At 49.0% G+C, this 21152-nt stretch carries 11 protein-coding genes; 8 read left to right on the plus strand and 3 right to left on the minus strand.

What is annotated here, in order from left to right; translation table 11 throughout:
• Positions 1 to 56: 56 nt before the first annotated feature.
• The 4 genes from prsK to K5L82_RS05755 all read left to right on the plus strand — a co-directional run bounded on the left by prsK (position 57) and on the right by K5L82_RS05755 (position 8548).
• Positions 57 to 2192 (plus strand): XrtA/PEP-CTERM system histidine kinase PrsK, encoded by a 2136-nt coding sequence (gene prsK / locus K5L82_RS05740; protein WP_223133495.1) that lies wholly within the window; start codon positions 57 to 59, stop codon positions 2190 to 2192.
• Between the two features lie 124 nt (positions 2193 to 2316).
• A complete protein-coding gene (prsR, locus tag K5L82_RS05745; protein WP_223134002.1) occupies positions 2317 to 3699 on the plus strand; it encodes a PEP-CTERM-box response regulator transcription factor in 1383 nt (460 codons plus the stop codon).
• Positions 3700 to 3746: 47 nt separating this feature from the next.
• Positions 3747 to 6434 carry a tetratricopeptide repeat protein gene (locus K5L82_RS05750; protein WP_223133496.1) on the plus strand — a complete coding sequence of 896 codons (2688 nt, stop codon included), beginning with the start codon at positions 3747 to 3749 and terminating at the stop codon, positions 6432 to 6434.
• 125 nt (positions 6435 to 6559) lie between these two features.
• Positions 6560 to 8548 (plus strand): PA14 domain-containing protein, encoded by a 1989-nt coding sequence (locus tag K5L82_RS05755; protein ID WP_223133497.1) that lies wholly within the window; start codon positions 6560 to 6562, stop codon positions 8546 to 8548.
• Positions 8549 to 8588: 40 nt separating this feature from the next.
• Here K5L82_RS05755 and xrt read toward each other — a convergent pair whose 3' ends face one another.
• Positions 8589 to 10142 carry an exosortase gene (xrt, locus tag K5L82_RS05760; protein ID WP_223133498.1) on the minus strand — a complete coding sequence of 518 codons (1554 nt, stop codon included), beginning with the start codon at positions 10140 to 10142 and terminating at the stop codon, positions 8589 to 8591.
• A gap of 11 nt (positions 10143 to 10153) precedes the next feature.
• A complete protein-coding gene (locus tag K5L82_RS05765) occupies positions 10154 to 10981 on the minus strand; it encodes a GNAT family N-acetyltransferase (protein WP_223133499.1) in 828 nt (275 codons plus the stop codon).
• A 339-nt stretch (positions 10982 to 11320) separates the two neighbouring features.
• Here K5L82_RS05765 and K5L82_RS05770 point away from each other — a divergent pair, with 339 nt between their 5' ends.
• The 4 genes from K5L82_RS05770 (at position 11321) to K5L82_RS05785 (ending at position 19454) form a co-directional block, all read left to right on the plus strand.
• Positions 11321 to 15826 (plus strand): kelch repeat-containing protein, encoded by a 4506-nt coding sequence (locus K5L82_RS05770; protein ID WP_223133500.1) that lies wholly within the window; start codon positions 11321 to 11323, stop codon positions 15824 to 15826.
• Between the two features lie 103 nt (positions 15827 to 15929).
• Positions 15930 to 16910 (plus strand): glycosyltransferase family 2 protein, encoded by a 981-nt coding sequence (locus K5L82_RS05775; protein WP_223133501.1) that lies wholly within the window; start codon positions 15930 to 15932, stop codon positions 16908 to 16910.
• 1 nt (position 16911) lies between these two features.
• On the plus strand, positions 16912 to 18432 hold the full coding sequence (locus tag K5L82_RS16730; protein ID WP_223133502.1) for a lipopolysaccharide biosynthesis protein: 1521 nt from the start codon (positions 16912 to 16914) through the stop codon (positions 18430 to 18432).
• 62 nt (positions 18433 to 18494) lie between these two features.
• Positions 18495 to 19454 carry a glycosyltransferase family 2 protein gene (locus tag K5L82_RS05785; protein ID WP_223133503.1) on the plus strand — a complete coding sequence of 320 codons (960 nt, stop codon included), beginning with the start codon at positions 18495 to 18497 and terminating at the stop codon, positions 19452 to 19454.
• A gap of 82 nt (positions 19455 to 19536) precedes the next feature.
• Here K5L82_RS05785 and K5L82_RS05790 read toward each other — a convergent pair whose 3' ends face one another.
• Entirely contained in the window at positions 19537 to 20736 is a 1200-nt protein-coding gene (locus K5L82_RS05790; RefSeq protein ID WP_223133504.1) for an O-antigen ligase family protein, read from the minus strand.
• Positions 20737 to 21152 lie beyond the last annotated feature (416 nt).

The raw sequence follows: 21152 nt of genomic DNA on the forward strand, positions 1-21152 counted from the left end.
GTTCGAAGCTACTCTGTAGAGGTTAGTGACAGATCCGCGGTTTAAGGAAAGACCGAATGTTCAGTGACCTCAGCGTTATCAGCTATGGCGCATCGGCGATCGTATTTGCCGTGCTGTCGACATTGGTAGCAACACGCTACCTTCGGCGTGAGCTTGATCGCGCTCTGTTTCTTGCGGCTTTTGTTACCACCCTTTGGGCATCGGCTTTGGTGTCCCAAAGCCTTTGGGGGGAACCCGGGTTTTTCATCCGATACCTGCTTGAATTACTTCGGGACGCCGCGTGGTTACTTCTGCTTTTTGCCCTACTTCGAGACTCCTTCCGGCAAGCGAGATTTACAGGACAACTCCGCAAAACGCTTGGGATCGCAACCACAGTACTGATCATCACCCTTCTCTCGCTCGGCACATTAGAGTTTGCGTTCGATGCAGATCTGGTCAGCGGAAAAACCAAGTTGATCGGGCAGATCGCTCTTTCCTTACTCGGCTTATCATTAGTCGAACAGATCTGGCGCAATTCCCCCGCATTAGGCCGGTCCAGCGTTAAATATCTATGCATTGGTACCGCTACCATTTTCGCGTACGACTTTATTATGTTCGCCGATGCTTTGCTGTTCGGAAAAATAGCCGATTCATTTTGGGATGCTCGCGGTTTCATTAACGCCGCCCTCGTTCCCTTGTTTGCCGTCAACATCATCAATTCACGCAAACAACCGGTCGACTTTCAACTTTCACGCGCTGCGGTATTCCATGCCGGTGCCCTGCTTATGGGTGGCGGCTACCTGATACTTCTAGCGGTAGGCGGTTATTACGTTCGCAGCCTTGGCGGTGAGTGGGGCGATGCGCTTCAGGTACTGTTTATCACTGTCGCTCTCACTTTTCTTGTTACTCTCGTGATGTCCCGACGAATTCGTGCTCGAATTATGGTGTTCATCAGCCAAAACTTTTTCGACTACAAATACGACTACCGGGAAGAATGGCTACGGATGACCCAGGAGCTCGCCAACCTAAGTGAAGAGCCACCGCTTCCCGAGCGAGCCATCCGCATTTTGGCAGATCTCGTTGAAAGCAACGCGGGCGTGATCTGGATAAAATCCGATCAGAATAACTATGAGCTAAAAAGTAGCGTTAACATCGCCACGCCGAAACACACAACCATCGATGGTGACTGCGACCTTGTTCGCCTGTTTCAAAATAAAGAGTGGATCATCGATCTGGCCGAGTATCGCGTTGACCCTCTTAGCTACGACTTGATCGAGTTGCCGGAAACCATCACCAACCTTCCCGACGCGTGGTTGGTCGTTCCTTTATTTCTCGGCAGCGAACTGTACGGCATTGCAATGGTCGGGCGGCCTTACGCCAAAGTTATTTTGAACTGGGAGAACTTTGACCTGATTAAAGTAGTGGCGCGTCAAACCTGTAACTTGCTTGCGCAAGCCGATGCACAAAACCGACTGTCACGGGCCATGCAGTTTGAAGCGGTCAGTAAAGCTTCGGCGTTCATGGTGCATGACCTGAAAACCCTCATCGCACAACTTTCCTTGTTGGTTACAAACGCCCCAAAGCACCGAGCTAACCCAGCCTTTATTGACGACATGATTTCTACAACAGATCACGCGGTTCGCAAGATGTCGAATTTGGTCGACCATATAAGGAAACCCGCAACACCCAACGAATTGGCCCGAAGCAAGGTGGACCTGACCCAAGTTGTGCGCACAGTGATTGAGAACAACAGTCAGCGTCTACCGTTCCCCCAATTACTGGGTGACCCACCCTCCATCCTCGTGTGTGCAGAACCCGAACAACTCAGAAGCGTGCTTGGCCATCTTATTCGAAATGCTCAGGATGCGACCCCGCCTGATGGTGAAATCACACTAAACCTGAAAACAGCCAAAGGCAGCGTGGTCTTGTTTATACAAGATACCGGAACAGGTATGACAGACGAGTTCATTCGCTCTCAATTGTTCAAGCCGTTCGAGAGCACCAAAGGTTTAACTGGCATGGGTATTGGTGCTTATCAAGCCCGCGAGTACGTGCAAGAACTTGGAGGAAATATCGATGTAACCAGCGAGCCGGACGTTGGGTCTTGTTTCTCTGTGCGCATTCCGATGGCGAGCATAGCCATCGAAAAAACAAGCGATTCCGATACACCGTCAAACCTCGAGACGCACCTACCACATAAAACCGTCAACTAATCGACGCTACATGGATTTTTTGTTGCCTCAGCATTGCAAAGTGTCAATCTTAAGTTAAGAATCTTATATGGGGAGCAGGCAAGGACAACTCAAGCCCCGTAACGGACCACAAACCAAAGGAATGATGGCTGTTGTGAAGCAACTATTGATTGTAGAAGACGACCCGGGCCTTCAAAGCCAAATGCGCTGGTGTTTTAGCGACAACGTTGAAGTAACCGTGGCGTCTGACCGTGACACCGCACTGGCCGCACTGCGCCGCCTCGAACCCCAGGTGGTTACGTTGGATTTGGGTCTGCCACCTGATCCCGGCGGCGCTACGGAAGGCTTCGCGCTTCTTGAAGATATTTTACGTCTGTCTCCTCAAACCAAAGTGGTTGTGGTCACTGGCCGGGAAGATAAAGAAAATGCGGTCAAAGCTGTGGGCATGGGCGCGTGTGATTTCTATCAAAAGCCCTTGGATGCAGACATTCTCACCTTTGTCGTAAACCGTGCTTTCCGTTTAGCCGAGCTTGAGCAGGAAAACCGCTTACTGGCTAGCCAAAACAACGGCACGCATATAAAAGGCATTGTCGCTTCAAGCCCGGAAATGTTAACCATATGCCGAACCGTAGAGAAGGTTGCACCGACCGATGTCACCACGTTGATCACCGGTGAAACCGGTACCGGCAAAGAACTGCTCGCACAAGCGTTGCACGATCACAGCCAGCGCGCTGACAAACCCTTCGCAGCTATTAACTGCGCAGCCATTCCAGAGAATTTGCTTGAGAGCGAACTTTTCGGTTTCGAAAAAGGCTCGTTCACCGGTGCTACCCAAAGCAAAAAAGGCAAGATCGAAAGCGCAAACGGCGGCACCCTGTTCCTCGATGAAATCGGCGACATGCCCATGCCACTGCAGGCAAAACTACTGCGCTTCCTGCAAGAACGCGTGGTTGACCGTGTGGGCTCTGTAAACCCTATTCCGGTAGACATCCGAGTGGTGTGCGCGACTCACAGAAACGTGCAGGACCTAATCACCGAAGGCACATTCCGTGAGGATCTTTATTATCGCATCAGCGAGATCACGTTAGATGTCCCGGCACTGCGTGATCGAGAAGGCGACGCGATCGTTATTGCACAAACGTTATTGATGAGTCTCGGCAAACAGATGGACCGCCCTAACCTCTCTTTCTCCGAAGACGCGGCTCAAGCAATCAGCGCCTATTCATGGCCAGGCAACGTTCGTGAAATGATCAACAAGGTCAAACGGGCGATTATTATGGCAGATGACAAGCGGATCACAGCTGAGGATCTGTTATTGCCTTATGAGCAGACCTGCGATTCTGATTATCAGTTAAACCTTCGGCAAGTTCGAGAACACGCAGAGCGAAAAGCGATATTGCAGGCACTCTCGAGTTGCGGCCACAACATGGCCCAAGCATCACGCCTACTCGGCATTACACGGCCGACGCTTTACAACTTGACGGATAAGTACCGGATAGAGACATCAACCGCTACCAACGATACCTGAGATCTTCGAACGGAATATGAAAGACCCGACAAGAAAAGGAACAGGGCATGAAAATGAACAACATTGTGCGCGCGTCACTACTCTCAATTGCCATCGCGTCGATCGGCCTAGCGGGTTGCAACAACGAACCTGACATGTCCCAGGATGACATTCAGTACATCAGCCACGTTGACCAAGCGCGTTTCTTCCAAAGGCAGGGTGAACTAAAAGCAAGCACCATAGAAGCCCGGAGCGCCATACAACTCCAACCTGAACGGCCTGCCCCCTACTTTGTTATTATCGATAACCTGTTAACTGCCGGTGATGCCTCAAACGCTGAACGCCAAGTCGACAAGCTCGTCGCTGAAATCGGAGCCAATCAGTTGACTCAGGCAGATAACAATAAAGCCGCTCTGATTCGCGCCAAAGCGCGGGCGCTTAGGGGTAAAACCGAAGGTGCTCTTGAAGCTCTCAAACAACTTGAGTCCCCTTCTCCCGATCAGTTACGGGAAGCTGACAACCTGAAAGGCAAGGCTTGGCTGATTAATGGCGATCTCGACAAAGCCGAACAGGCCTACCAAGACGCCATCGGCAGTCACAACAACAATGCATTGGGCCACATCGGCTTATCCCGAGTAGCCGCCGCTCGCGAAAACTTCGAATCCGCGAAAACCCATTTGGGTCATGCCGAAAGCATAGACGCAGAACACGAAGAGGTTTGGCTCTGGAAGGCACAGCTGGCTCATACGCAAGGTAACTGGGCGGAAGCAGAGCAAGCGTATATCCGAGCCCTGGAGACCATTGGCCAGTACGACGTGATGACCTTCCAAAAGTATCAGACCATCTCTGCACTTGTGACTGTTTTACGCCAACAAGGCAAATCAGCTGAAGCGTTTGTATACGAAGAAATCTTAGCGAAGTCAGCGCCGGGAACCATCAAAAGCAACCTTGAAGCTGCAATCGCTGCCTACACAGATGGGGATATCGATACTGCCGGCAGATACCTGCAGGAAGTACTGAACCAAGCACCAGGCCATGAGCAAAGCACCCTTATGCTAGGTGTTGTACGGTTCCGGCAGGGGCGAGCCAAAGATGCCGAAAAGCTACTCGAGCCCCTGACGAATATGGAGGATGCCGATCGGGTTCGTAAACTACTGGCCGCAACACGAATTTCTATGCGCGATCCCCAAGGCGCGCAATCGATACTCGACAACATAGACAACAAAGATACAGATCCACAAACACTCGCCTTGGTTGGCATCGCTGCCCTTGCATCGGGCGACGACCAAACGGGTCGCCCACTGCTAGAAAAGTCTTTGGAACTAGACCCAAGCAACAACAATCTCAGGATTCGCTACGCAGCCTACCTGACACAAATGAACAAGTACGAACCGGCAATCGAACAAGTACGCAAAGTACCGAATGATGCTGACGAAGCATTACAGGCCCAGCTACTAACCGCCCGTATTCAAGCACTATCCGGTGACACTGACAGTGCTCAGAAAACATTGGACAGCTGGCTTTCGGATAATCCGGAGAGTATCCGCGTGCTTCTGGCAAGAGGCCACCTAGCGAACAACCTAGAACGGCATTCAGAGGCAGAAAAATATTACAAAACCGCGCAGGCCAAAGCCCCTGACAACCCCGCCCCGTTGGTTGCGCTGGGCAACTTAGCCCGGAAATCAGACAATGCCGACCAGGCGATAGAGTATTATAAGAAAGCTATCACCCTTGACCCCAACCACGCCGCTGCCATCCAAGCTGCTGCAGTTACCATGGGCCGGGATGAGCTAACAGCGTTCATGCAGAAAATTAACGAACAAAATCCGCAAGCCGCTGGCCCTCGCCTCGTGATGCTTGAGTCCGCTTTGATCAATAACAAGGCCACTCAAGCCGATGAGCTCACGGCCCAACTCATGGAGCGCAAACAGGAAGACCTCCCTAGTCCCAATGAGCCAATGGTTGCCACTGTCTATGAAGGCATTGCCACACAAATGGCTCAGCGCGGGAATTTCGAACGAGCGCTGGAGATACTAAATAGAGGCCGGATTCTGTTTCCGGAATCCGAAAGCATATCCCTGAAACTGGCTGCGGTTGAGTTCCAACAAGGCAACACATCTGAAGCACGCGATGCTTTGCAAGATGTAAAACAACACCATCCCGACTCTCCCGCCCCCTATCAGGTTGAAGCCAACTTCTACGAAAACACCGGAGAACACCAGCAAGCCGCCGAGCTCTACGAATTGGCACTCGAGAAACACCACACTCCGGAACTGGAGGTAGCGCACGCACGCGCCCTCACTCGTTCAGGGCAAGCGCAGAAGGCACTCGAATCATTGGAAGCTGCATCTGAGCAGTTCCCTGGCAATCAATCGATTCTTCTAAGTTTGGCGATGACCCATCAGCAACTGAATCAGCCCGATGAAGCAATTGCGCGCTATCAGGCATTGATGGACATCAACCCTGACAACCCCTTGGTACTGAACAATTTGGCATGGCTCTATTATGAGAAGGGTGATACGGAGGCAGCTAACCTCGCAAAAAAGGCGTTTGAGCTAGCACCCAACAACGCAGCCATTGCTGACACTTACGGATGGATTCTGTTTGAGGCCGGCGACCTAGACAAAAGTCTTGAAACGCTAGAGAAAGCACACAGCCTCGACCCCGACTCCTCGGATATCGCAATGCACCTAGCCGAAGCCTACAAAGCTGCCGGCCTGCCTCAAAAAGCAAAGGCAATCTTGAAAGGCAGTTAACCAAAGAGGAATTAAATCTAATAAGGTCGCCACAATATCAAAACGTTCCATTTACCCAGTGGCGACCTAGTAACTGATCGACAATACTTATTAGAACAATTTTAAACCAGCGAACTGGGTGATCTATGTCTGTTTACAGGGTTCTGAGTCTTGGAAGCGCCATAATCATCATCAGCGGTTGCCAAAGCTGGCAACTGGGAAGGCTGCCTCCCACGGCTGCTGTCCCCGATAAGATCACACCGGGCATGGTTGAAGTTCGGTATTACGATGGAATTTCGGGGACCTCGCTCTCGAACCTTGGCAGCAGTGCTCAATTTCCAGATAACCCTAACGTCACCGAAGAATTGACTGAACTGAGTATCCCCAGCGGCCGAGGTGATAATTATGGCAGTTTCGTACGTGGATTCATTTTGCCCCCTGCAACCGGCGACTATCGTTTTTTTATGGCGGCTGACGACAACGCCGAATTTGCCCTTAGCACCAACGACCGACCGGAAGACATTCGAACCATAGCATCCATCCCAGGTTGGACCCGAGTTAATGAATACGGCAAGTATTCTTCTCAAGCATCAGGAATCATCCCCCTCGATGCAGACAAGCTATATTACTTTGAGTTAAGACATAAAGAAGGCGGAGGTGGTGACCATTTTTCTGTGGCCTGGGAAGGTCCCGGGTTCGCCCAGTCGGTCATTGGCAGTGCCTACATAGCAAGCTGGGCACAAACCGCGGAAACTCCATCTCAAAGTAGCGGAGAATCCTACAATCTGGGTTACCGCGTCGGGTTTGTTGATGGCCAGAACGGCTTGGCGTTTAACCCCCAGTTTCCTCCTCTAGATCAAGATAAAGACGGTCTGTATGACAACTGGGAAATTCTCAATGGTTTGGATCCCCAAGATCCGAATGACGGCACAAGCGATCCAGACGGAGACTTCTTGGTCAGTGCCGATGAATTCCTGATTGGTACGCGAGAAAACAATCCGGATACAGACGAAGATGGAATTCCGGATGGTGCAGAGTATGCCTATGACCTAGATCCGCTAAATAATACAGATGCTTCGGAAGACATGGACGGCGACGGGTACTCCAACCTTGAAGAGCACTTCGCTGGAACTTCGGTAAACGATGCCAACGACACTCCCGCCCCAGCAGAGCCTACAGCAGTTTCAGGCTTCACAGCCCAATATTTTGAAGGCTCAGATTTCCAACGTTTGGTGGCTGTAGAGGTACAAGACTCTGTGGACTTCGATTGGAGCCGCGGCCAACCACGCCCCGACATGCCCGATGACCGCTTCAGCGTGCGCTGGAACGGCACCTTTACCGCACCCAATACCAGTGGGACAAACCAATACCGTTTCACAGTCCGTACCAACGATGGTGTGCGCCTCTATGCTGATGGCAAATTGGTCATCGACGATTGGACCGAACGGCCAACCACTCAATATTCCTACGAACATTCGCTCAAGGCAGGAGAAAAGCTGAACCTGACTATCGAGTACTTCGAAGGGACAGGCAGTGCGGTAGCTGAGTACTCAGCCACCAACCTGACCACAGGGCAAGCGTTGTCTACGGCTGAAACTGTCTCTACTCTGGACAACTCTGGCTTTAGTACACAAGACACCGACGGTGACCAAATCCCTGATACCTGGGAGCTACAGCATGGCCTGAGCCCATGGATTTCGGACGCTAATAGCGTCAATAATTCTGAGGGCCTCACCAACATTCAAGCCTATCAAAGTGCGTTGGACCCCTTCTCTCTCGAGACCGCAGAAACCCCGGACTCGGGCTCTTCCTCCGGAGGCACGGATACAGGCGGCTCTACGCCACCTCCTGAAGTGCCGGAAGACCCTGCGATCAACTCGCTAACCCTGAGTTGGACGGCACCGTTAACCCGGATCGATGGCAGTTCGATTGCTCTCAGTGAAATTGACTCCTACACCATCAATTACGGGCAAAGCACTTCGAACCTTGATCAAACCCAGCAAGTCAGTGGTGATCAAACCTCCTATACCTTTGAAAATCTTTCACTCGGTACTTGGTACTTTACGATTCAAGTAACCGATACTGCGGGTCTAAGCAGCCCACCGTCAGACGTGGTTTCTGGTGATGTAAAATAAACCCAGCCTGAACCGAGATTGACCGTTCGTACCCGAACGGTCAATCTCCCTTTTCAATCCAACCTTGAAGTTGATACTCAGCACGCTTTCTTATGAGGGGCATCAGCTTGTCTAACTCCGCTCGGCCATTGCACTGCTCACAAGACACACCGAGTGCCAACAAAGAAGCATCTGTACGACCATTGAAGATACCGGGAATTTGCGCCAGTTTAGCCCGTAGCTTATCGCTCTCCCAGCGCCCTTCAACGTTGTAACCATAGGCCACAAAGAGCTCCTTGCCAGATTGCCTGAGCTTCAATCGCATGCCCCGAAAACGCGCTCCGTCACCCGCATCAACCTCAAATGTTTCCTCGGGTATAAACAAAGCGCGGTCAAACAGGCGATTGTTGTAGCCGACCAGTTCCCCCCCCGGCCTCTGATAGCCATAAACATAAAGACCACTTAACACCTCCAACCGCAACCTGTCATTTTCAGTAGCGGTTTCACGTTCCAGATAAACATCAACTCGGTAAGCGTCAGGATTCCGCACAACAGGCGCCCAGCCATTTAGATCAGACCGAAACAGAGGCAGCCACTGATCGCGTTCAAGCAACGGTTCCAAAGAAGAGAGCGCCTGTGCGTGTTGTTCTTGGTGCTGACGCGCATCTAGGACAAGTGCGGTCGCGGAAAACAAAACAAGCGGCCCAAAGACCAGAATGGCCATTGGTATCAAACTTGTCGTTTTTCTTGCGCTCTCGTCAGAGAAACCCTTCGATATGATAATCGGCGGCTCTGTACCTTCTAGCCATCGGGCAAAAAAGAACAGTGGCACCAGAGTTCCTGCGAAAACCCACCAACCAAAAAAGTCATGCTCGTTGATCAGCGATGAGGTCATGTTTGAATCGTAACCAATATAGATGATCACGAAAACCCGAATCCAATTGGCCACCAGCGCCAAGAGAATCCCCGCCACTATTAACGCCGCCCGAGTGCGAACTCTTGAATAATTCAACTCTCCATAGAGCAGAGAGAGCGTCAGGCCGACTAAAAGATACCGTAAGCCGGAGCAGCCATGAGCAATTTCAAAGGCACCAACGCCCGGAAAATAGACGAAAACACCCTCGACATAGAATTCAATATTGAAAAACGAAAGTAAGAAGTCGTTTACCGAAACCGTGATAACCTGAAGGGGCCAAGACACGTAATCCCAAACGGGGATGGTAAAAGCTAAGAGCCCTAGCGGAAGGAAGAAAGGCTTCGCCTGCTCCCACCCCCAAATGAGTAAAAACGAACCGAGCACCAATGGCAATAGGGCAAGTTGCTGCGCAGCCTCAATCAACAAAATAGAACCGGCAAGATAAACCAACGAAGCAATGCTCAATGGCAAGAGCCAGAACGGATAAGCCCCCACTCTTGGCCTCAGTCGAATCCATTTATTCAGCGTTAACACAAGGCTAACCACCAGCACCATGAATCCATGGGAATAGGATTCATCAAACTTCAACCAACGCTCCATTAGTACTTCTATTGCCGGCCAAAGACCTACAAACAAGATGGCGACTGCAGCCAATGGCAGCAACCCATCGGGCCTGGTGTGCGAATTCGAACGTTCCATGTCATCCCTTCTCAATGTTTAAGCCAGTACAACAGCTTCAAAAACCGTCCACGCACGACCATCAAAGAAACCATTAGTGACTCCCGATTGGCGAGTCGTTTTTTATAATTTTCGTTTTTCCCCTCGCCTGCCAACAGATCAAAACTGTCTACTTCAGGATCCGAACACGCCATTTCAATGCAGTAGCCTAAGTGAAGCGTGCCCAGTGCTAGCTTACGATGAAATCCTTCTATATAGCCGGCTTGGATATTGTATACCCTACCCTCATAGCGAACATTGTACAGAAGCGATACATCCTTGTTATCACAGCTTAGAACAGACAGCTCCGGTCTTCCGCCTTCTTCGACAATTCTGGATAAGAAACGTAAATGGAAATCAAGGCTGAGCCGCCCAAAACAGGGTGCCCCCCACCGAATCGTATGGAGCTCGTTTAACCGATGGAAAAAGTGCTCAACCTTGTTCGGCCAAAGGTTGTCTATCGCGATGTCGCCGCAAGCCTCTAATACCTTACGGCGGTTAAACAAACGCAGACGGGTATTAGAACCAAGACTGGCAAGATAATCATTAAACGAAATATCAGTCGCAATATGATAAGCAGTGTCTTGATGGACGGTTCGCAACAGCCAGCCCCGCTCACGACAAAGCTGTCGCAAACGATCCACCTCGGGCGTGCCATCGATCAGGTCGCGAAAAACGGCCTCGCTCCATGACCTTTCGGACCCTACACCTTCTGCCGACAAACTGTCATAAAACGTTGATAAATCGTTGTACTCAGCTCTCGGTGTAGAAACCCGCCGATAGTTGGTGCCGACAAGTTGCAAGCAATGAATCGGCACCACACTTCGCCACCGATACGTGTCAAGGTACAGCCCACAGTGACCATTCTCGCCCCTATTTACCAAGCTGAACCCCGGCGTACTGCCCCAGATCTCCCACCATGTGTTTTGCCAGGCATTGCTCTGAAATAGGCTCACAAGCCATATCGTCCATGAGAAAGTTACGTTAAAAAAATCGCACGCCGTCAGGCTGCTCGATTGTCAGGAAACCTTACACACCGTTTAAATCCACTGCATCTTAAGCAGAGTATCACACTGTTATTTTGGGTGAAGTTATAATCTGGCACTCATGATGCTGCGATTACCGAAAAGGACGAACGACCGTTTCGGGGGATAACAAGCATGAGCTTTCTGAGCCGCGTAGTACCAGCCCGTAGTAGATTGCTAGCATTTATTCTATTGATTCTATCCACTGCCTTACCCTGTTCCCCGCTTCTGGCTGCACCCGACATATTGGTCAGTGAATACCCTAACCGCTCAGCGCCAATCCCATTGGCCGGCGCCGAGCTTCACGGGGTTCGATATATATTCATTTCACCGGATACTGACGTTAAGCGCGTCGAATTTCACCTAGACGCGGCGCCGCCATCTGGAGCATTCAGCGTTGAGAACGTCGCACCTTTCGACTTTAACGGAACTGAGGCTAACGATTTCGCCAAACCGTATGGCACCAACTCAATAAACGATGGCCAGCACAGCATTTACGCCACCGTGCGCTATAACAACGGCACTTCCGAGCTTATTTCCTCCGCGTTTACGGTATACAACTCGGCCCCCGCATTAGAGTTCAGCCGATCAGCGGTGGCTTTCTCTGCACAAGAAGGCAGCACGACGGCGACCTCTCAAACTGTGCCGTTGCAGACCTCAGATTCAAATCCGGTTTCCTTTACATTATCCGATAACGCTACCTGGCTTACAGCCACACCGAGCTCCGGCACAACCCCCCAAAGCATAAACCTAACGGCCGACCCTTCCGGATTACCGCCCGGGCAATACAGCGCGCAGGTAATCGCAGACAGCAACAATGCCAGCAGTGACAGCTTGCAAGTTACCTTTAATGTCGTGCCTCAATCGTCAAACACCTATGCATTAATGGTCGGTAGTGTTCCTGATCGCTCCTCGGCAATTTCACTTCGCGGTGCATCTTTAAGCGGAGACGTTTACGTATTTGTTCCCCAGCAATCGGACATGACACAGGTCCGGTTCTACATCGACAACACTCAAAAGAACGGCTCGCCCGATCAAACAGAAAACGTCGCGCCCTATGATTTAGTAGGTACAGCATCCAATGATCAGGCCCAAGCGTTCGATACAACTCAGCTAACTGACGACACTCATACCGTAACTGCTGTGATCAGGCTCAATGATGGTTCAACGCATGAAGTCACCGAATTCTTTGACATTGCCAACAACGTTGTCTTCTTGAGTTTTGATCCAACGTCTTTGGCGGGCTCAAGGCATGTTGATAATCCCAGTCCAATGATTTCCAGCAGCACTCTGAGCGACAGTGACAATTCCGGTGCATCGTTTAATTTAACCACAAGCGAAACATGGCTCTCGGCCTCCGCGGACTCTGGCACCACTCCTGCCACCGTTACCGTAACTGCAGATCCAGCCGGGCTGCCTGCTGGCACCTACAACGCAGAACTTACCGCTTCCGCTACGAGCTATGTGTCAGCCGTTCTCAATTACACCCTGACCGTTAACGATGGCCCACAAGGGCTGCTCGCCGCGCCAAGCGCGCTATCCTTTAATGCTGCACCCGATTCAACACCCGCAAGCCAAACAGTTTCCGTAAGCCACACGAGCAATCAATCCGTTGCATTTACGGTTAGTACAAATGAACTCTGGTTATCTGCCTCTCCATCAAACACGAACACTCCCGACAACATTGCAGTGTCGGTTGATACCAATGGTATGGCGTCAGGAAATTACAATGGCGTGGTCACCCTCAGCCCTGCCAGTGGAGACCCTGTAGATGTGCCCGTTCAACTGACCGTCGCAAGTTCAGACAAATGCGCCCCGGTTCAGTGCAGCGATGTCCGCGTAGACCTTCCTTACCAACTCAGTTTCACCGAGGGCCAAGGCTACTACATGGATAAAAACGGCAGAGGTACCGGATTTACTTGGGTGGACAAACCTACCGCGGGAACCGGCTACATCCAGGACAACCTAGAGATGTTTTTCTTACAGGGTTATCTGGAGCTGACCACAACGTCCGGCCTGAATATCGGCGGCGTTAACTCTCTAGACAACGCTCTGGCCGTTGGTTTTGCTGCTCCCAATCAAATTACGCGAATCACCACTCAAATACTGGATGTCCCGCAAGGCACGGGCAACTATGAACAAGCAGGGCTTTGGTTCGGAAATGATGAAGATAACTACCTTAAACTTGTGGCCGCCTCTATACCCAGCGGCACCGTTCTACATTATCTGCTGGAAGTAAACGGGCAAAAATTGATCGAGAAAAACGTTGCTGTCGCAGGGCTGGCTGGCTCGGATGCTAAGTTCGGCCTGATTGTAGACCCCTACTCCCGGAGCGTAGATCTGAATTACAGCCTTAATGGCGGATCAACCTATAAGCTCGAAACTGTGTATCCGCCCGATGAATTCTTCAGCTTCGACGCAGCGGGTATCGATCCCGAAATCGGTACTCGCAGTTTTACCGGTATTTTTGCGACACACCGGCACGCGGCCGCCCCGATGATCTACCGCTTCAACGAATTCACTATGCAAGAAGGCGAAGCTCCACTTTCACCTAATTCGGGCGTCGACTTCATCAAACGCCAATACAACATAGATTACCCGACATCAATGGTCTGGGGGCCCGATGACAGGCTCTATGTGACGCAACTCTTCGGCACCATACGAGCGCTCACCTTTGACACCGAACTCAACGTCATCAATGACGAAGTCATCAACGCACTTGAGAACGATTTAGGCCCAAGGCTGACACTGGGCATTACCGTCTCGCCCTATTCCACTGCCAACGACATCGAACTGTGGGTGGCCCATAGCAGCCCGTCCATTGATAACGGCGAACCAAACTCCGGTATGGTAACCCGCATTGGTGGCCAAGGCTTTGGAACAGTGGAACACGTCATTAGCGGCTTGCCGAGGGCAATTGCCAATCATTCGATCAACTCCATACACTTCGGCCCGGATGACAATCGTCTTTATATTGCCATTGGCGGCAATACCGGCGCGGGCGCACCGAACGAATCGAACTCTGAATTCGGGCAAATGCAAGAGCAGCCATTAAGCGCGGCCATTTTGGTAGCTGACGTGTTTTCTGCGAGCTTTGATGGCTCATGCAACAACACCAATGATCTGTTCGGACCACCTCCCTGTGATGTAACCACTTACGCTACAGGCCTGCGCAATAGCTATGACTTTGTATTCCATACCAACGGTAACATGTACGCGACCGACAACGGGCTTGGTGTAACTGGCACCTTCCCACCGCAACCGGAGCCTCAGTGTCTTGGACTGGCGAGCACAGCAAGCTACCAAGACGGTGGGCATAACCCTGGCGCCCAACCGGACTTGTTGCAGCTTATCAAGCAGGGCGCTTATTATGGTCACCCTAACCCGCACCGTGATGAGTGCGTATTCAAAGACGGTTCCTACCAAAACGTTGCGCCATTACCGAACTACGAGGAGCCCGCCTACCTCCTTGGCGAACATAAATCTTCCAATGCCATTATCGAATATCAAGGTGGCCAAGGTTGCGTGGGCGAATATCTGAATGGCCAACTACTTATTACGAACTATTCGGTGGGTGACGATATATTCCGGGTTAAACTCGACAGCACAGGCAATTACGGTATCGAAGGCAGCCCACTTGTAACGGGCTTTAATGACCCTCTGCCAATGACAAAGTCACCATCTGGCAACCTATTTGTCGGTGAATTCGGTGGAGGCAACCTCACCTCGCTTAGACCCGTCAGCCTAGGCTGCTGGGAATCAAAGGCACCGGCGCCCATTGCGGTATTGGATGCCTCCGGCTCAACCATTGACGGTAAGTTCTATGCTGTAGGCGGAAAAAACAGCAGCGGGCACCTTAAAACCCTGTTCATATACAACCCGACTGCAGACAGCTGGAGCCAAGGAGCACCACTGCCGAGCTCCGGTGTTGAAAACCCCGCTGTTGCCGCATACAACGGCAAGCTCTACGTATTTGGCGGCTCAAAAGCGCCCTTCTCAGGAGCAGTGGCCAACACCACGGTGTATGACCCTTTAACCAACACTTGGGCGGCGCTTCCTGATATGCCAACCGCAAGAGGTGGCGCAACCGCCCAAGTCCTCAACGGCAATATCTACATCATTGGCGGTATGGGGTCTGCCGGCAATTCACTAAATACCGTAGAAGTGTTCAACCCTATTTCCAATTCTTGGCAGCCTAGCCAATCGCTAACGTATGTTCGCGACAACCCCGGGTCTGCGATGATCAACAATAAAATCTACGTCTTTGGAGGACGTCATCGCGAAGCTAACGGCAACACGGTCGAGGGCGCAATGAAAACTGTTGAGATGTTCGACCCCGCAACCGGGAATTGGACGAACATGACCCCAATGCCAACGGGCAGACGAACCATGAGCGTGGGCGTTATAGGCGGAAAAATCCAAGTGGCCGGCGGCGAGTTTAATGCTAACAATACAAGTGGCATATTTGAGCAAAACGAAGAATTCGATCCAGCAACGAACACATGGCGCCCTCTGACAAATGTTCCGACACCCAAGCATGGAGCCGCGGCAGCGACGATCAACGACACACTGTACATAATGGGCGGTGGCGCAACAGCTGGATCATCGTATACCAGCTCTATGGAAGCGTTAAGATACTAATTCAAGGAACCATCAGAGGGACTGATTGATTTGCCTATCGAATACCCATGAAACTGGCTATACTTTAGGCTCTCAAACATCCTCTGAAGTGGCAAGGACGCAAATGCCAAAAGCTTCAATCATTGTCCCCGCGTACAACGCGGCGCAATACATCAGCAAGACTCTAGATTCGATCCTGAATCAGTCATTTCAGGACTTCGAAATCATCATTATTGACGATGGGTCATCTGACCAAACCGCCAGTATTATCGATCAGTACGACGACCCCAGAATTCGATACCACCATCAAGCTAACAGCGGTAAGCCCGCCATTCCCAGGAACCGGGCAATAAAAAAAGCTCGTGGCGAATTCATCTTCATCTTTGATTCAGACGACATCATGCTGCCAGAAAAACTGGCAACAACGATTGAATGCATGGAACAAACTCCACAAGCCGGGCTCGCCTTTACAGGGTTTGCATGTATCGATGAGGGGGGCCATGTAATCAATCCAGATTTTCTAGCCCCGTATCAGACTCTGCATAATCTGGAAAAGATCGCCGTATCGGACAATGCCTATCTAATACAAGCAAGAGAAGCGCTGAAAGGTCTGGCCGTGTCAAATTACCTGGGTACGTCAGGTGTGGCTATTCGGCGCGGAGTCTTCGAACAGGTGGGCGGTTTCGATGAAGACGTTCGGAACTCCGACGACTATCTAATGTGGCAAGCTGTCGCGAGCCGTTATGACTTTATTTATATCCCTGCCATTTTTCACCAATACCGGGTCCGATCCGGCAGCATCTCCCTCCGTAGCATTGAAGACCGGGCACCCGGCCTAATTGCCTGCACCGAAAAAATGATGCAATACCACGCAGGCGACCCCACATCGCTTAACCACCTGCAACAAAGGATCGGGCGTTTCCACTTTGAAGTTGGCTACTCACGCTTTAAACAACAAGAGATGCCACAAGCTCGCAAAGCATTGATCAAGGCGCTCATTAAACGTAAAGACCGAAAAAGCCTTTTTTACCTACTCCTGGCCTGCCTCCCCCCCTTTATCCTCGGCCAACTCAAACAACTAAAAACATCAGGTACCAACAGCTAACGTGTCGACCGCCATTGAACTTTTAAAAGGATCCGTTACAAGGGTTTCTCAAACCTTTGTCAGCATCATCGTCGCGTTCTTCATGATGCCCTTCCTGATACATGAACTTGGCGACCATTGGTACGGCATCTGGACGGTAGTGGGAAGCCTGGCTGCAGCCTATCACCTTTTTGACATGGGCATGGCCAGCGCGGTCACCCGTTATGTCAGCAGGGCTTTTGGCATCAACGACGAACATCAGGCCAATGTCACCATCAATACCGCACTGGCCATTTACATCGCCATCGCGCTTGTCATCATCCTCGTGAGCATCGCGGCCAGTTTCGCTAGCCGAGGGTATATTGATAACGAAGCCGATAAAGATATTATCCAATGGCTTGTCCTGATCATCGGCGTCTCGGTAGCCCTAGAGTTTCCCTTTAACGCGCTGGCCGGGGTTGCCAACGCCAAACTCCGCTTTCATCACGTCGCCCTCGTTCGAATAGTCATGACCCTGTTAGGGGCAGCACTGACTTGGTGGTTCATATCTAATGGCTATGGCATAGTCGCGCTAGCAGTCATCACTTTCTGTACCGCAAGAACTTCCAACATTCTCTATTACCTAGTCTGCAAATCGGCCTTCCCAGCGCTCAAGATATCCTGGTCTCTAGCATCCCGAAACAACAGTAAAGAACTGTTCAAATACAGCATTTGGTCGTTTGTGATTGCCATTGCCTACCAGATGCGAAACAACGTGGATAATTTTGTTATTGCCGGTTTCCTTTCTGCTGCTAGTGTAACGCCGTATGCCATCGGCCTAAGGCTGGTTGACTATGTCGCCCAATTTCTCAGCCAGGCCACCAACATGTTCGTGCCCATTTTTACGGCCTACCACGCTAAAAAAGATACTCGCGAGCTGCACTCTAAACTACTGTTTATCACACGCCTCAATCTTGTACTGGCTCTGATTGCCGGCGGTGGGTTAGTGATATTCGGTGATACCTTTATCAATCGGTGGATGGGACCAAGTTACTCAGAAGCCTATTGGGTAATGGTAATATTGCTAATTGGGCGAATGATTGGTTTCGCCAACCACCCTCTGAATTCCGCCATGTATGCTGCAAACAAACACAGCATCGTGGCGAAAATCGATGTAGTAGAAGTTGGTCTTAACTTGGCCTTAAGCCTTATTTTAGTTCGATATTATGAATTGATTGGAGTTGCTCTGGGAACCATGATACCGCTACTAGTACTTCGCTTGCTCGTCCTGCCCGCACTTGCTTGTCGCGCTATCGAAATGCCGGTGAAAGACTATTACATTTGCCTGATTCGTCCAATAACAGCAACGATCTTGCCTCTCACAGGAATGTACCTATGGGTACATAACACTGTAAAGCCCGAGAGCTACAGTCAGATTTTCGCCCTAGCAGCACTCATGACGGCAGTCACTGCGGCGACGGGGATAAAGCTTGGTTTTTCAGCTCTTGAAAAAAGCGAACTTCGCAAAGTCATTCCTGGGCGTCGACTCAAGCTATTCCTCTAAGTACAGATCAAACCGAAACCAAGATAACCTTAGCGCAATGACAAATTGGCAGGATAAAAAAGATGGAACATACACCAAATCCCAAACCGCTCGTTTCCATTGTGATTGCAGCTTACAACGCTTCGGAATATATCCGTGAAACGTTGGACAGCATCTTGGCACAAACCTATGGAAACCTTGAAATCATCGTTGTTGATGATGGTTCTACAGATAACACCGCTGCCATTGTAAAGGCATACATACCGCGGGTTAACTATTATTACCAAAAAAACAGTGGTAGTTGTGCATCCCCTCGAAATACAGGATTAGGAAAAATAAAGGGAGATTTTGTTACTTTCTTTGATGCTGACGACATCATGCTGCCTGAAAAAATTGAGATTCAAGTAGTTGCATTAGTAGCCAACCCCGAAGCCGTAATGAGTATTATTAACTACCGAAATTTTAAGGGTAATGAACGCACCGCGGACCACTTCTCCAACTGTCCTATTTTTTCTTCGTATGTAGGGCGTAATCATAGTAAAACTTTCGCGCTACTCTCTGAGGAGTGTCGGCGTATCATGATCGATGAAAATTTCACCATCGCGTCTTCGCCAGTTTTCCGGTCTGAATACCTGAAGCAGGAGCAAGGCTTTGATGAGACCTTAACTGCCTGTGAAGATTTCCATTTAATTTACCGCCTAGCGATTCATGGTCAGGTCATAATTCATCCTGAGATAGGATTTGAACGCCGACTACATGACCAAAATATGAGTAGCGATAATGAACGAATGTTAAAAAACTTAGTAAATAGCAGGTCCTCTTTACGTATGATCGAAAAAAACAATCAGTTTAGTAGGTTCTTAAATGTCAGAGTTAGACAATACCTAAGAAAGTTACAATCATGCTTAATCAACAAAGGCGAGACAATATCAGCACTAAAATTATACAGCAAAACATTTCCGCCAAAATCTATTGATGAATTACGGCACGACATTAAACAATTTATTAAAATTTTTATAACTTTCAATTCGAGAAACTTATGATCTAAAGTATAATTATATACAGGGTCGCCATATAAAATATATCACACTATTACTTGAAGATTTTAATATATTATGACTTCACCTAAAGCCGATTTATTTTTCTTGCCAACTGAAACACCTCTGGTTTCTCTGAACCTAACTGAACATGGCTTTCCTGGACACAAATTTTATTTTTAACAATCGATAAAATAACAACAGACAGACCACCAAAGAAATACCATTCATAACTTTTCAAACCGTAGCTAGCAAAACTAAATAAAAAATTCATTAAAAGCCAAACTTGCATTGCCTCTAAGCAGCGATAAACAAAATCAGATCTATATAGATTTTTTTTGACCAAACACCCTGCTTGAAGAAAATTTTTGACCATTGATTTCAAATAAAAAATAAACAAAAAAAGCCCTATAACGCCAATTTCTTGCCAAACCTCGGCCCATAAAATATGCGAAACCCTATCGATTCCCGCAACATTCCAATTAGCTTCCCTTGAAGTCCCAAGCCCATGGCCTATGAGAGGTCGATTCATGGCAACTTTTAAATCAACAAACCAACCATCTATTCGGCCATGAGCGGTTCCAGACTGCTGTGCCTCATCACTAACAATCGAAAAATACCTATCCTTCTGAACATCATTCAAATTCACATATATAATAAAAACAGAAAAAATACCCACAACAACAAGCATAAACTTGTGAGAACTTTTTATCCAAACCCCAAGAGCAATTATACACAATGCAATGATCCCAGATCTCGAGAGCGTCAGAGCCATCGTATATAATAAAACAGGCATCAAAATTATATAAACAGAAAACATGAAACGATTAATAGGCGCCATGACATAATGCAAAAAAGGAATCACTGTCGCTATAATAAAGGCTAGACCATTTGGGTTTACTACATCTGATGGGGCACCAGATAGCCTACCAGCAAACTCTCCGCCACCCAAATAGGTCGAAGACCCAAGATATCCAGAAGTAATATTTAGGACCAAGGGTTCTATAACACGCATTAAATTACATAAAACAAAGACGAAAACCGTCAACTTCAAACGCTTTTCACTAACAACCAAACTAACCGTAAAGAAATAAAAAATAGCTCCTTTTATAAACAAAACTATACCATTATTTATTACCGAACCAGGCCAATGGACCAAAGGCAATGTCACAATTGAAAAACATAATATATAAAACAAATATCTTGAAGAATCATCAAAATTAGACTTCAATCGAGATCTATTCAAAAAAATTAAAAAACAAATAATTGATACGAGAATTAAATCCATCCTTATGGAACCTAGGATAGATATTCGTGCTGGCAAATGAATAAAAAAACTAACCAAATAAAACAAATATAAAGAAAATGCCACACTCGTTTTATTATCCACTTGGTCAGCGAAAAAGTTCAATCTCGATTCACTTTTCAAATGATTACAACCCCGCAGAAAATTCTAAAGAACAGTTAATCAAGCCACAATCACAAAACGACTTCTCCAAAGACACTCTATCATTATTAATCGGAAAAGCCTTTAAAACAACATTTCCTTCGAAAATACAAAATAAAAAATTGATATAACATTTCGGAATGAGTGGTAAATCAAAATTTGGAATAAAATTTACCTAAAAAGAAAATATAGTTATATCAATATGAAACTAAAGTTTCCCTGCTTCTTTAACTTGGGCTACAATTCTCCTAGGATCA

Origin of the sequence: Marinobacter sp. AL4B (genome assembly GCF_019916045.1) — a bacterium.
Taxonomy (GTDB): Bacteria; Pseudomonadota; Gammaproteobacteria; order Pseudomonadales; family Oleiphilaceae; genus Marinobacter.

Excerpts from the sequence above, each read along its gene's own strand:
- prsK (WP_223133495.1), top strand. The coding sequence starts at position 57 with ATGTTCAGTGACCTCAGCGTTATCAGCTATGGCGCATCGGCGATCGTA.
- prsR (WP_223134002.1), top strand. The coding sequence starts at position 2,317 with ATGGCTGTTGTGAAGCAACTATTGATTGTAGAAGACGACCCGGGCCTT.
- K5L82_RS05750 (WP_223133496.1), top strand. The coding sequence starts at position 3,747 with ATGAAAATGAACAACATTGTGCGCGCGTCACTACTCTCAATTGCCATC.
- K5L82_RS05755 (WP_223133497.1), top strand. The coding sequence starts at position 6,560 with ATGTCTGTTTACAGGGTTCTGAGTCTTGGAAGCGCCATAATCATCATC.
- xrt (WP_223133498.1), bottom strand. The coding sequence starts at position 10,142 with ATGGAACGTTCGAATTCGCACACCAGGCCCGATGGGTTGCTGCCATTG.
- K5L82_RS05770 (WP_223133500.1), top strand. The coding sequence starts at position 11,321 with ATGAGCTTTCTGAGCCGCGTAGTACCAGCCCGTAGTAGATTGCTAGCA.
- K5L82_RS05775 (WP_223133501.1), top strand. The coding sequence starts at position 15,930 with ATGCCAAAAGCTTCAATCATTGTCCCCGCGTACAACGCGGCGCAATAC.
- K5L82_RS05785 (WP_223133503.1), top strand. The coding sequence starts at position 18,495 with ATGGAACATACACCAAATCCCAAACCGCTCGTTTCCATTGTGATTGCA.
- K5L82_RS05790 (WP_223133504.1), bottom strand. The coding sequence starts at position 20,736 with ATGGATTTAATTCTCGTATCAATTATTTGTTTTTTAATTTTTTTGAAT.